Annotated in this window: 14 protein-coding genes; 8 read left to right on the top strand and 6 right to left on the bottom strand. The window is 68.9% G+C overall.

Annotated features, from left to right (window positions below; all coding sequences use genetic code 11):
* Positions 1-347: 347 nt before the first annotated feature.
* Complete coding sequence (locus ACIP9D_RS00190) at positions 348-1,772, bottom strand: PLP-dependent aminotransferase family protein (RefSeq protein WP_350876887.1); 1,425 nt, start codon at positions 1,770-1,772, stop codon at positions 348-350.
* Positions 1,773-1,819: 47 nt separating this feature from the next.
* Between ACIP9D_RS00190 and ACIP9D_RS00195 the strand changes: the two genes are divergently transcribed.
* Together ACIP9D_RS00195 and ACIP9D_RS00200 are read left to right on the top strand one after the other, a co-directional pair.
* Positions 1,820-3,214 carry an FAD-binding oxidoreductase gene (locus ACIP9D_RS00195; RefSeq protein WP_350876889.1) on the top strand — a complete coding sequence of 465 codons (1,395 nt, stop codon included), beginning with the start codon at positions 1,820-1,822 and terminating at the stop codon, positions 3,212-3,214.
* Positions 3,186-3,518 (top strand): DUF6069 family protein, encoded by a 333-nt coding sequence (locus ACIP9D_RS00200; protein ID WP_350876891.1) that lies wholly within the window; start codon positions 3,186-3,188, stop codon positions 3,516-3,518. The genes ACIP9D_RS00195 and ACIP9D_RS00200 overlap by 29 nt, the downstream gene beginning before the upstream one ends.
* Positions 3,519-3,539: 21 nt before the next feature.
* Here the strand turns inward: ACIP9D_RS00200 and soxR are convergent, their stop codons facing one another.
* Positions 3,540-4,007 (bottom strand): redox-sensitive transcriptional activator SoxR, encoded by a 468-nt coding sequence (gene soxR, locus ACIP9D_RS00205; protein WP_350876893.1) that lies wholly within the window; start codon positions 4,005-4,007, stop codon positions 3,540-3,542.
* 112 nt (positions 4,008-4,119) lie between these two features.
* Here soxR and ACIP9D_RS00210 point away from each other — a divergent pair, with 112 nt between their 5' ends.
* Complete coding sequence (locus tag ACIP9D_RS00210) at positions 4,120-4,965, top strand: NAD(P)H-binding protein (protein WP_350876997.1); 846 nt, start codon at positions 4,120-4,122, stop codon at positions 4,963-4,965.
* A 192-nt stretch (positions 4,966-5,157) separates the two neighbouring features.
* Here ACIP9D_RS00210 and ACIP9D_RS00215 read toward each other — a convergent pair whose 3' ends face one another.
* Positions 5,158-5,622, bottom strand: coding sequence for a hypothetical protein (locus ACIP9D_RS00215; RefSeq protein ID WP_350876895.1), 465 nt, complete (start codon positions 5,620-5,622; stop codon positions 5,158-5,160).
* Positions 5,623-5,822: 200 nt separating this feature from the next.
* Here ACIP9D_RS00215 and ACIP9D_RS00220 point away from each other — a divergent pair, with 200 nt between their 5' ends.
* The 3 genes from ACIP9D_RS00220 (at position 5,823) to ACIP9D_RS00230 (ending at position 8,359) form a co-directional block, all read left to right on the top strand.
* Positions 5,823-6,212, top strand: a complete 390-nt coding sequence (locus ACIP9D_RS00220) for a hypothetical protein (RefSeq protein WP_350876896.1) — start codon at positions 5,823-5,825, stop codon at positions 6,210-6,212.
* A gap of 754 nt (positions 6,213-6,966) precedes the next feature.
* Positions 6,967-7,434, top strand: a complete 468-nt coding sequence (locus ACIP9D_RS00225; RefSeq protein ID WP_350876899.1) for a hypothetical protein — start codon at positions 6,967-6,969, stop codon at positions 7,432-7,434.
* Positions 7,427-8,359, top strand: a complete 933-nt coding sequence (locus ACIP9D_RS00230; protein WP_350876901.1) for an alpha/beta hydrolase — start codon at positions 7,427-7,429, stop codon at positions 8,357-8,359. The genes ACIP9D_RS00225 and ACIP9D_RS00230 overlap by 8 nt, the downstream gene beginning before the upstream one ends.
* Positions 8,360-8,536: 177 nt before the next feature.
* On the opposite strand, the gene ACIP9D_RS00235 is transcribed toward ACIP9D_RS00230, so the two are convergent.
* The gene (locus ACIP9D_RS00235) at positions 8,537-9,184 is read right to left on the bottom strand and encodes a helix-turn-helix domain-containing protein (RefSeq protein WP_350876903.1); all 648 of its coding nucleotides are present in this window, start codon (positions 9,182-9,184) and stop codon (positions 8,537-8,539) included.
* Between the two features lie 50 nt (positions 9,185-9,234).
* On the opposite strand from ACIP9D_RS00235, the gene ACIP9D_RS00240 reads away from it, so the two are divergent.
* Both ACIP9D_RS00240 and ACIP9D_RS00245 read left to right on the top strand, forming a co-directional pair.
* Positions 9,235-10,164, top strand: coding sequence for an NADP-dependent oxidoreductase (locus ACIP9D_RS00240; RefSeq protein ID WP_350876905.1), 930 nt, complete (start codon positions 9,235-9,237; stop codon positions 10,162-10,164).
* 149 nt (positions 10,165-10,313) lie between these two features.
* Positions 10,314-11,045, top strand: a complete 732-nt coding sequence (locus ACIP9D_RS00245; protein WP_350876907.1) for a hypothetical protein — start codon at positions 10,314-10,316, stop codon at positions 11,043-11,045.
* Between the two features lie 191 nt (positions 11,046-11,236).
* Here ACIP9D_RS00245 and ACIP9D_RS00250 read toward each other — a convergent pair whose 3' ends face one another.
* On the bottom strand, positions 11,237-11,782 hold the full coding sequence (locus ACIP9D_RS00250) for a GNAT family N-acetyltransferase (protein WP_350876909.1): 546 nt from the start codon (positions 11,780-11,782) through the stop codon (positions 11,237-11,239).
* 209 nt (positions 11,783-11,991) lie between these two features.
* On the bottom strand, positions 11,992-12,255 hold the full coding sequence (locus ACIP9D_RS00255; protein WP_350877001.1) for a hypothetical protein: 264 nt from the start codon (positions 12,253-12,255) through the stop codon (positions 11,992-11,994).
* Positions 12,256-12,411 lie beyond the last annotated feature (156 nt).

Consider the following 12,411-nt stretch of genomic DNA (forward strand, 5'->3'; position numbering starts at 1 on the left):
CCCCGACGCCGGCCAAGCCCAGCTGTGGGGGATCACGGGCCCCCGGTGACCGCTCGGCTTCTGCGGCGCCCGGCGGGGTGATGGGCGCGGCGGCCGCGCCATGCTCACCGGTCTCGGCATACAGGTCTTGGGCGGTCGTTCGTTCCAGCCGTAGGGCGATGTCATCACGAGCGGCCCCGAGCGCCGTCAACGACGTCCCCATGGCTGCAACCGGCATCTACGGGCTACCACCATCGGTCTCTACGTCTCGCCGTATCAATCCGGGTGGAACGCCCTCCGCCGCCCTTGCGCACTCACGTCGACAAAGCCGCGCGCGTCCTGCAGGTCAATCCGCCAACGCCGCCTGATCAGCGGCAGATTGGTGCACGGACCTCTGCGACCGCGTCGGCAAGGGCTTCCACTCCTTCTGTGATGGCGCGTTCGGTGAGGGTGGCGTAGCCGAAGATCAGCCCGCCGGGTCGGGCGGGGCTGAGGCGGTACCGGGAGACGCCTTGCACGACCAGTCCGTGCCGGGCGGCGGCAGCCACGACCGCGGCCTCGTCGAGGTCGTACGGGAGCCAGGTTACGACGTGTTGGCCCGCCGCGACACCGACCGGTTTCAGTTCGGGCAGCCGTGTGCGCAGCGCGGCCAGGAGTGCGTCGCGGCGGCGGCGGTAGACCGGGCGCATGCGCCGCAGGTGCCGGTCGAACTCGCCGCGGGTGAGGAAGTCGGCGAAGGTCAGTTGGTCGATGACGGGAGAGCCACGGTCGGCCAGAACCTTGGCCGCCGCGATTTCGTCGACCAGGTGTGACGGCGCCAGCAGCCAGCCGAGGCGCAGCCCTGGCGCCAGGGTCTTGCTCGCGGTGCCGCAGTACACGACGGTGTCGGGTGCCAGCCCCTGCATGGCGCCGACGGGCGAGCGGTCGTAGCGGTACTCCGCGTCGTAGTCGTCCTCGATCACCACGGCGCGTCGACGCTGCGCCCAGCCGATCACCCGGGCCCGCGCGGAGGCCGACAGGACCCCGCCGGTGGGCCACTGGTGCGAGGGCGTCAGCACGACGGCGTCCGCGTCGGTCTGTTCGAGCCTCTCGACGAGAATGCCGTCCGGCCCGACCGGGACGCCGATCACCTCCAGGCCGGCGGAGGCCGCGACGAGGCGGGCGTCGTCGTCCGCGGATGGGTCCTCGACGGCCAGCCGACGGGCACCGCGCGCCGCGAGCACCTGGATCAGCAACGCGACGCCCTGGCCGTAGCCACTGCAGATCACGACGTTCTCCGGGCGGGCCGACGTGCCGCGGACCCGGTTGAGGTAGTCGGTCAGGGCCGCGTGCAGTTCGGGCACGCCACGCCCGTCGAGGTAGGCGAAGCGCTCGTTCGGCGTGGTTGTGAGGACCGTGCGCACCGAACGCAGCCAGGCGGCCCGGGGGAACGACGACACGTCGGTGCGGCCATACCCGAAGTCGATCCGGGCCACCGGCCGATCCCTGGCGCGGCGATCCGCTGGCGGCGGAACCGGCTCGACCGCGACCTGGGTGTAGCCGCCAGCCCGACTGGTGAGGTAGCCCTCGGCGACGAGTTGCTGGTAGGCCTCGACCACGACGCCGCGTGACACTCCCAGATCGGCTGCGATGGTGCGGGTGGGTGGCAGCGACGCCCCAAGACGCAACCGGCCGGCCCGGATGCTGCCCCGGATCGAGGCGGCGATCTGCCGGTGCAGCGGTTCGGCCGCGGACCGGTCGACATCGATGAGCAGGTCCTCCGCCGTGCTCGAATTGGTCCTGGTTCGGCCCATGCAATCGGACCTTACCGGGTGTACCGATCTCCGTCAGGCTCAGACGTATGACGACAGCGACCAGCCCCCGCTTCGACGGCCGCCTCCTCACCCCGGGCGACCCGGGTTACGACGCGGCCCGCACCGTCTGGAACGCCATGATCGACCGCCGCCCGCAGATGATCGTGCGGGCCGCGAGCGTCACCGACGTGGTGACCGCGGTGCGCCTGGCCCGCGAACTCGACCTGGAGATCGGCGTGCGCTGCGGCGGGCACAACGTGGCCGGCCTCGCCGTCCCGGTGAACGGCCTGATGATCGACCTGACCTCGTTGAACGGCGTTCGGGTCGACCCGATCCGGCGACGCGCCCGGGTCCAGGGCGGCGCGCTGCTCGGCGCACTCGACCGGGCGTCGCAGCCATACGGCCTCGCCACGACCGCGGGTAACGTCTCGCACACCGGGGTCGGCGGCCTGACCCTTGGCGGCGGCATGGGCTGGCTCGCCCGCCAACACGGGTTGGCCTGCGACAACGTCGTTTCCTACACGATGGTCACCGCCGACGGGGAGGTTGTGACCGCGAGCCGAACCGAGAACCGCGACCTCTACTGGGGCCTGCGCGGCGGGGGCGGCAACTTCGGCATCGTCACCGGCTTCGACTTCCAACTGCACCACACCGGAACGCAGACCCTGGTCGCCGAGTTCGACTTCCGCGCCGAGGACGCCGTGCCGGTGCTCGAAGGCTGGCGGGACCTCAACGCCGTCGCGCCGCCGCAGGCCACCTTCACCGCCGATGTCCACAGCACGGGAAGCGGCCCTGTCGCCACCGTCGGCTTCGTATGGGTCGGCGATCCTGCACGGGGTCACCGGTTGCTGCCGGCGATGCGCGCGCTCGGGCGCCCGGTCGCCGAGCGGGTCACCACCCCGTCATACCTCGAACTCCAGCAACGCGACGACACCACCGGCGGCCACGCCTACCGCCGGTACTCCAGCGCGCACTACCTGCGGCAGTTCCCCACCGCCGCGATCGAGGCGTTCCTGCTGCGCGGCGCGTCGGACCTGCACGCCGGCGCCTACCTGCCCGGCGTCGGCCTGCAGGCGCACGGCGGCGCCATCGCCGACGTCGCGGACGCCGACGCCGCGTTCAGCCACCGCGGCACCACGTTCGAGTTCGGCGCCGGCTGTCGCTGGACCGAGCCATCCGAAGACGACACCTGGATGGCAGCGGCTCGCAGTGCCGGAGCCGCGCTCGACCCGTACGCCGACGGCGCCTACGTCAACTCGCTCGCCGCCGACGAGGGGCAACGCGGCGTACGCCGTGCATACCCGGCCGCCAAGCTCGCCAGGCTCACCGCCCTCAAAAACATTTGGGACCCGCACAACGTCTTCCACCTCAACCACAACATCCGCCCAGCGACGCATGAGCCGACATTCGAGAATGCCGACAGATCGAACGGGTGCTCATAACCTCCACCGCCCCCACAGGCCAGCTCAGCACCCACAGCCAGAAGCGCAGCCAGCTGCTCCGGCCCGGCCCGGCCTGGCCGCAGCGGCTGCCGGTGCCGTCACCGTGACGGCCGTCGCGGCCATCGCCATGGCTGTCGGTGTCGATTTCGAGCTGCCCGACGGCGGCGAGCCGAGTCCGCTAATCGGCTCCGAACGCGCGGGTGGCGGGGTCCACGCTGCCGGCCACCCGTGGGCCCTGGCTTGCACAATGAACCGGCGCGCCGACTGGCCGCAGCCAGCAACGGATGTTCGCGTGGATCGATAGCGGCGTCGAGGCGCCCGGCGTCTACGGCGCCTGCGGGTGTTTGACCAGTCGATGCGGGCCTGGCCCGCGGGCGCCCAGCTTGTCGTCCGGATTGATCAATTCGCACTGGTCGAGGGACAGACAGCCGCACCCGATGCACTCGGTGAACAAGTCGCGCATGCGTTCCAGTTGCCGGATCCGGGCGTTGAGTTCGGCGCTCCAGCATTCGGACGCGCGTATCCAGAACTCGCGCGTCGGTGTCTGTCCCTCGGGCAGCAGGGCGAGGACGCTGCCGATCGCCGCCAGCGGGATTCCGACGGTCTGCGAGGCCCGGATGAAGGCCACCTGGCGAAGGGTGGCGCGGCTGTAGCGGCGTTGGTTGCCGACGGTGCGCCGGCTGCGGATGAGGCCCTGGCGTTCGTAGAAGCGCAGCGCCGAGGCGGTCACGCCGCTACGGTCGGCCAGTTCACCGATCGTAAGTTCGTCGGCATCGGGTGCGAGCGATGTCACGGCCGACACGGTACTTGACTTGAACATTTGTTCAAGTTCGAGAGTGTGCCGGGCGCCGTTGCCAGATCGGCCGGAATCGGCGCGCGTACGCCACGAACCACTGGAGCGGTCAATGAGTACACAGAGATCAGTGTTGGTCACCGGTGCCACCGGCAACGTCGGTCGGCACGTTGTTAACAGGCTGCTGGAGTTGGGCGCTGACGTCCGAGCACTGGTCCGCGAACCGGACGCAGCGAGGCTGCCCGCCGGTGTTGCCGTCGCCGCCGGTGACCTGACCAGACCGGACACGCTTGACGCCGCCCTGGCCGGGGTCGACTCGGTTTTCCTCGTGTGGCCCGGCGTGTCGACCGCGGTCGCACCAGCAACCGTGGAGCGGCTTTCGGAGTACGCCCGCCGGGTCGTTTACCTGTCCGCGATGGGCGGGCGGGATGGCGAACGCCCAGGCGGCTTCTGGGGTGAGATCGAGGGTCTGATCGAGCGGACCAGGCTGGAGTGGACGTTCCTTCGGGCGAGCGGATTCGCGGCCAACACGCTTGGCTGGGCTGAGCAAATCCGCATTCGAGGGACCGTGCGGTGGCCGTTCGGACACGCCCGCCGGTCGCTGGTACACGAGAAGGACCTGGCCGCGGTGGCCGCGCTGGCGCTGACCGAGGATCGGCACGTTGGGGCGGCGTACACCCTCACCGGGCCTGAGGCCGTCAGCCAACGGGAGCAGGTGCGGCTCATCGGGACGGCGATCGACCGCGACCTCCGGTGGGAGGAGCAGCCTCGCGCCGAGGCGCGCGAGTCTCTGCTAGCCGCGTGGGGCGATCCGTCGTTCGTGGACATGGCGCTTAACGGGTGGGCCGCGATGATTGACGTGCCGGAGCCGGTCACCACGACCGTTGATCGGGTTGCCGGAGTTCCGGCCCGCACATTCCGGCAGTGGGCCCTCGACCACGCAGCGGACTTCCGCTAGTCGCCCACCAGCCTCCAGTTCAACCGATCAGGTTTCGAGGAATCAGCATGCAGACATCGACCGTGGACCCCGTCGCGGCACTATTTCGCCCGTTGACCGTGGGTCGACTCACCGTGCCGAACCGGATCGTGATGGCGTCCATGACGCGGACCCGCTAACCGGATGGCGTACCGGGCCCGACGTCGTGACGTACTACTTCGAACACGGCTTCACCACCGGTGCGACCATTGCCGCCGCTGCCGCGGTCCTCGCCTTAATCCTCACCCCGAGCGCCCGCTCCAGCCAGTGAGCCCCTCCGTCGTTCCCGGCGGGCATCGCCTGTCGGGGACGGCGGCACCACCCCAAGCCCTCCACCTGCGTCAACCGATACAGCTCGCGGAGCGCGCCGGCCACGCGACGCCAGTCGGCCTGCGTCTCGGGCGGCCCGCCCTCCAGGTAGGTCATCACCACCAGACCATCGGCGAACAGCCGGCCGTCCATGGTCGGGATCGGCGCCGGCACGGTCAGACCTTCACGGCCGAGGTGTTGGAGAAGCTCGGTATCCCACGCGAGATCAGCGTCGCTCCTGCCGCCGGGTCGGCCGTCGTTCGAGATGGCCGCGGGCTCCCGTTGGTCCGTCCGCTGATGTTCGGCGGCGGTCGGCTCCGTTGATGTCATCTGCTGGCGTCAGGCACGGGCGGACCTCCACACTGCCAGCAGCGGACAGGGCTTGGTTAACGTCGCTCAGCGCTGCTCAATGGTTTGGCTGCTCGGCAGGATCCTTGATACGCCCACTCGTCAGCTCAGTCCGCGCAGCGGTCCTGAGGTTGCCGACACCGCAGATTGCCTGCTTGGCGGTCGTACGCCACCATGGCGTCGTGCTGGCGCAGTGGAGAAACGAGTCCGGTCGACTGCGCGTGTGGCGGGTGGGCCGCCGCCGTCTCGCCTGGCGTCCCCGGTTCCCCCAGCCGGCGCTTGGAGGCTCAGACGCCGGACCCTTCGAGATCATCGCGCTAGCCATTCTCCTGGTTCTGACTATCGGCCACGTGCTCAACTGGCTTGCCGCGCTGCTTGCCACCACGGTCGTGTGGCCGTACCGGGCGGCCTCCGGCCGCTGGCTCGTCGTGGCCTACCCGCTTCCAGCCCACCTCGGCGACGATGACCCGGGCCGCCACGACCTACATCGGCAAGGGGTAAAGGATCGCCAAGCGGCACTAGCGCTGACTCGCGAGTGGGCGAAGAACATCGAACAGCTCGGCCGCCCCTAGGGGCCCAGCGACAGTCACGCATTCCAGAAATAGAGCCGGCTTCGCACGGCCCGTCGCTTGTAAGTTCTGGGCTCCGTCCAGCGGCGTCCGTCCGGGTCTGTAACCTCGGGCTTCGATCCGTACCCGGTCCGCTGCCGGCCGTCCTCGTCTCGGGCGGTTGCTGTCGCCGTTGCTGTCGACAGGGGTTTATGGGAGGGCGCAACTCGCCCTTCGGATCCTAGAGTGGCGTCCATGTCGGGCCGGCGGGAACGCATACGCCGAGAGCTGGGTGGCTTTCTCAAGGAGTATGGCCGCAGCTCTCGATCTCGTAACGGCATGAATCCGAACGATCGCCAGTACAGTCGCAAACTGGAGACCCAGGTCAAGCGGATGCGCCCCGAGGACCTCGATCGCCTGATGCGGGACGACGAGGACGACGACCAGTAACCCGGACCGTTCAGCTTGAAGGTGCCTAACCTCAGCTTGGAAATCGGGTTGATCCGCCACAGTGAGTAGCCGTGCCGACTGGTGAACGGGCACGAAGAGTTCAGATCCCGGGTGTCGGGTACCGCTGTTTGCCGGTGTTGACCCATACGTCGGGCACGCAATGGGCACGAACCTCGGTGAGGGATGCCAACGCTCGCCTTCACCCGCCGGCTACTTTCGCCATGGTCCAAGCCCTCGACCGTCTGCTCGCCCCGCCGGTTCGACAACTCCCGCTTGACATGCCGCGTCAAGTACTTGACGATGACCGTCAAGCAACGGAGGAGGCTGTATGCCACCGAGCCACGGGGACCTTGTCGAACAGCTCGCCAGATTGATCGACATCCGCCTGCTCGACCCCCTCGAGATCCTGCTCGACGGCCACGACCGTGTCGACTCGCTGCGCGCCGTCGTCCACGAGCGGGCACGATCCTGGGCCACCACGATGCTCAGCGGCGACGACCGAGCGGCCGCTGCAGCGATCATGCGAGTGATCTCCACCCTGTATCCAGGAGATGGCCCATTCGAGCCTCCCCTGGACTGGTGGCGAAGCCCGCTCGGCCAGGTGGTTGCGCGGCGGGTGGGTCACCCCACCGCCGAGTCGGTGTCATACGCGGCGGCGGGCGCCATGCTCGGCATCACTCGCCAGGGTGTCCACGACCTGGTCTCCCGCGGCAAGCTGGCCCGTCACCCCGAGCGTGGCGTGCTCTGCGCCTCCGTCCGTGACCGATTGCTACAGGAGAGGACCAGACGTGCGTGAGACCTTCATCAGCTCTGGGACGGTGCCGATCGCAGTCCGCGACTTCGGCGGGTCCGGACGCCCGCTGCTACTTCTGCATGGCGCCGGCGGCAATCTCGCCCAGATGATGACGCTGGCTCAACACTTGCGGCCGGCCCACAGGGTGGTCACCGTTGACCTTCGAGGGCATGGGCGGTCCGGAGACGGTGCGTGGCGCTGGGACGAGGTGCTGGCCGACCTGGCCGCAGTCGCCGATGACCTGGCCCTGGCCCCTCCCGCAGTGGTCGGCGTTTCCCTCGGCGGGATGGTGGCCGCGCTCTGGGCGCAGCGCCACCCGGAGTGCCCCGGCGCGGTCAGCCTCGACGGGAACCCGACACTGGGCCGCCCGGAGCAGCTCTCCGGGATGGATCCGGAGCAGGCAGCGACGGAACTCGCCAAGCTGCGGGCCGCCTTCGATGCTGTGGCGGCGATGATGGCCGACCCGCTTGACGCCGATCAGGTGGCTGCAGCGCTGGCTGGACAGCGTGCGATGGCCCAACGGTACGGAGCCACGCCGGAAGACTGGGCGGCGGCCTTTGCGCGCAATCTGATGCCCTGCGACGACGGCCGTAGCCGGTTGCGTCCCGGTCCAGAGCTGACCGAGCAGCTGCGCAATGCAATGGAATCGCTTGATCTAATCCCCGCCTACCGGGACACTCGGTGCCCTTTGCTGCTCGTACTCGCAACCGAGGACCTACCCGAACAGCAGGCGTTCCATGAGTTGTACGCCGCCTACCGCCGCGCCACCGCCGAGCGTCTCGCCAGCCTAGACAACCCGTCACTGCGGGTGCTGCACCTCGCCGGCGCCAGCCATGCGATGGTCGCCGAACGCCCTCAAGAACTTGCCACCCTCATTACCAGCTTCCTCAGCCCGGAAGGGGTTTCCAGCCCAATCCAGTCAAGCTGAGCTTGACGCGGCGGCCCGCCCACGCGACGAGGCGTGGTGGGGATGCGGCGCGCGCAACTCGGGCAGACCCCTGGCCTGCCGGCAACGCCGGCCCGAGGGGTCGCAGAAGCTCCGGGGTCACATGGCCTCAGCCACACCCGGTTCTACGTCTGGCAGCGCCGCTACCAGGAAGAAGGACTAGCCCACTTGGCTGCGTCTGGATACCGATGCCGGGGGTGCCAGCCGCGCCACGGGCGGGAGCGGCGAGACATCCGGGGAGGCTTGGAATGCCGAGATGGCGAGCGCGGCGAAACGCCGGGAGGCGGTGACCTGGGCAGTCGGCGAGGTCGCGTGGATACCGCTGTTGGCCATGAGCACGAGGATGACGTCGTCCAGGACGAAGTCGGGGCGCAGACGGCCCGCTTCCTTGGCGCGGCGGGCCAGTTCGTCGATCGCTCTGAGCGCGTATTCGCGGCGCGCGTCGAAGTCCACCGCATTGGGAAAGGTCGAAATGAGAGCCGTGGTAAAGCCTCGGTCGCGTGCGTGCAGTTCACACATCTTCTCGATCACGAGACAGAAACCGTGCCACGGATCCGGATCGGCGAGGCCCGCGTCGACGACGGCGCGACACGCGTACATCTGTTCTGCGAATGCCTCGGTGACCAGCATCTCCTTGGTCGGAAATCGGCGGTACAGGGTGGCGGGTGCAACCCCGGCGCGCCGGGCAACCTCCCGCATCGGCACGTCCAAGCCCTCCACGGCGAAGACCGCGCGGGCGGCATCGAGGATGCGCTCGCGGTTGTCCAGGGCGTCGGAGCGGAGGGTGTGAGGCAAACGATCGGTCACTGCTCTCACTTTAGCGAGGCGGACAGCGGCGCGCGTTAGCGTCCGTGTGCATGAGGGCTTTGCAATTTTCAAAGTACGGTCCCGCGAGTGTCCTTGAGGTCTCGGGGGCACCGGAACCGCACGCCGGACCGGGCCAGATACGGGTGGCGGTTCGGGCCTCGGGTGTCAATCCGGCCGACACGTACGTCCGTGCCGGCCGATTCCAGGACTGGATTCCGCTCCGCCTGCCGCACGTGCCCGGTGTCGACGCAGCTGGCGTGGTGGATGAGGTCGGTGACGGGGTGATCACGGCTCGGGTAGGCGATGAGGTTTTCGGGATCACGGACTACGCCCAGATGGGCGGAGCGAACGCCGAATACGCCGTCTTGGCCGCCTGGGCACCGAAGCCGGCCGCTCTGAGCTGGGAGCAGGCCGGCGGCGCGGCGGGCAACATCGAGACGGCCACCCGCGTGCTCGACCGGCTGGGCGTCAAGGACGGCACCACGTTGTTGATCGAGGGCGCGGCCGGCGGGGTCGGTACGACCGCGATCCAGCTCGCGGTCGCTCGCGGCGCGGCCGTCATCGGCACGGCCAGCGACCGCAACCATGAGTTCGTCGCCTCGCTCGGGGCGATCCCGACCACCTACGGCCCCAGGCTGGCCGAGCGGGTCCACACTCTGGTGCCCGGCGGGGTGGATGTCGTACTCGACTGTGCCGGCTCTGGTTCTATACCCGACCTGGTGGACCTTGTCGCGAGCCCGGACAGGGTGGTGAGCATCGCCGACATCAACGCCGCGGCGTACGGCGTGCACCTGTCGCGCGGCTCTGGCCCCGGCGCGGACACACCGTCTCTCGAAGGAATCGCCGCCGCCGGCGAACTGGCCGAGCAGAGTCGTTTCACAGTGCCGGTCGCTGCCGTGTTCTCTCTGGAAGAGGCGGCCGCCGCGCACGAGTTGAGTGAGTCCCGCCACGCGCGAGGCAAAATCGTGCTGAAGCCCTAGGGCGCCCCCACCGAGGCTCTGTCCACCTGACCCGTGAAGGGTCAGGAACGTGCCAGGAAGATTGGAAGCACGCAGGCCACGATGTAACGGCCGGCGAAGGTCGGGCAACTCTGGCGCGCCGTTACGCTGGATAGCGCGCCGATCGCGGCATGAGCGAAGTGCTTTTTCGTTGGGCTTCGGTGATGGAGGTGGCCCTACGTCGGCCGGTGCGACGCTGTTGGGCCCAGACTGCGGGCGGGCGTCTCGCCCGCTACTGGATGACCCTGATGCCGGCCAACTCGGGTTCGTGGCCGGTGCGGTGGACCGGACAGGTCGCGGAGTTTCGCCGGCTGTCGCCTCCGGGTAGCGGATGGCTCATGAACCGCAATCTCGTGAAGGGCCTGCAGGTCGCCTGGGGGCTGCCGGAGTTCCGCGACGGGGTGCGCCACCTCATTGATCTCGATGAGGTGGCCCTGCTGCTGGCCGCGCTGTCCGTTCCGGATCATGACCATGAGGTTGAGCGCAGCCTGTTGAGCCTGCTGCGGTCCGGCCTGGACACGATCGAGATTCGGGAGGCAGTGTTGCTGCTGCTGGAGCAGGACGATGTGCGCCGACCGCTCGTCGCGGCGTTGGTGGAGCCCCTTGCGGACCGACCGGCTCAGGCTGCCGCCATTGCTTCGGCGGCCGAGGATCCCACGGTGCGGCGCGAGGTACGCGCGGTGCTGGACAGCGCCAAGGTGCGTGAGCTGATCTGGCAGACCATTGAGAACCAGGTGAGCGACGACCGGTTCGGCTTGGTCCGTCGGGCGGCGGTGTTGTTCGTGCGGCACCGCAGCGTCCGGCGCCTCGTGTGGGCCGTACGCCGGCACGGTGTTTTGCGCGAGCTACGCCGCAAACCTTGATCCACGTCAGTCGGCGCTGGTGGCGGCCCACAATGGCGAGCTTAGATCACGGCAGAACGGTGTACTGGACGGCGCTCCTCCTGGCTGGCCTTCCTGTCGGCAGGCCTTCGTGTTGCTTGGCCTTCTGCTGAGCGTCCCTCTCTGGTCGGCCCTTCGCGTCGGCGGCGTCGGTCCTGGCTGCGGGGATCTGTCTACAGGTCCATCGCGTAGACCCGGACGTGGCGGCCGGTGTCCGGTTGCACGGTCTCGCGCTCCAGCGACATGCCCAGCTTGACCATCACCCGCGCGGACGCCTCGTTGCCGACGACGTGGATACTGACCAGCCGCCGCAGGTCGAGCTCGGCACGAGTGTGGGCGACAACCGCCTGGGCCGCCTCGGTGGCCAGGCCTCGGCCCCAGTACGCGCGGCCGAGCCGCCAGCCGATCTCCACGGCCGGCATGATCTCGGGCAGGAAGGTTGGCACCGCCAGTCCGGTGAAACCGGCCAACTCGCCGGTCTCTTTGATCTCCACCGCGTACAGGCCGAAGCCGTGCTCTTCCCAGTGCCGCTGATAGTTGGTCAGACGCTCCGCGGTCGCGGCCCGGTCCAGCGTGCGGCCGTCATGGATGTAGCGCATCACCTCGGGCTGCGCGTTGACCGCGGCGAACCCGTCCAGATCATCGCTTCGCCAGCGGCGCAACAGCAGCCGCGGAGTCTCCAGGGACGTTGCATCAAGGGAGCTCGTCAGGTCAGGCACTCCCCTTCGTAGCATTTCGGCGTCTACGGGCCAAGGGATTATCCGGCCGGAAAGCTGCCGGTCAGCCGGCCAGAAAGGTGCCGATTCGGTCGCGCCAGGTGCGGACGTCCCCAGCGGTTGCCGAGACCTGCAGGTGCGCGTCTGGCAGGACCCTGGCCAGCACTTCGGCGGTGGAGACCGCATGGCCGGAATCGGTCTCCGGGCCAGGATCAGCGTGCAAGTACCGCCGCATCCTCCCCGCATGGGTCCACGACTACATCCGCGACCAGATCGAACGCCAGGAGGCAGCCTGAGCCCGCACGAGCACGAGCAAACGGCGAAGGGTCCAACTCCCTTACCGCAACGGCTTCGCCGTCTACGCCTGGGTCACCAAGCCTGACGGCAAACACACCCGCAAGCTTGATGCTGCCCTTGCCGATCGCGTTCCAGGACACCGGCAGCAGCTCGATGTAGTCGTCGCCGGACAGCGGCACCGCCGCGTATCAGCTGATCTCGATCAGCGCGAGGGTGGTGCAGACGACCGCCCATGGTCACCCCGGCGTCGAGGCGACTGTCTGGGTTCTGCGTCACCTGGTGCCCGCTCCGGTCACCATAGGTGTGGCGCGGGAGGGGCGACCCAGGGCACCTGG

This window comes from Micromonospora sp. NPDC093243 (assembly GCF_044753725.1).
Taxonomy (GTDB): Bacteria; Actinomycetota; Actinomycetes; order Mycobacteriales; family Micromonosporaceae; genus Micromonospora.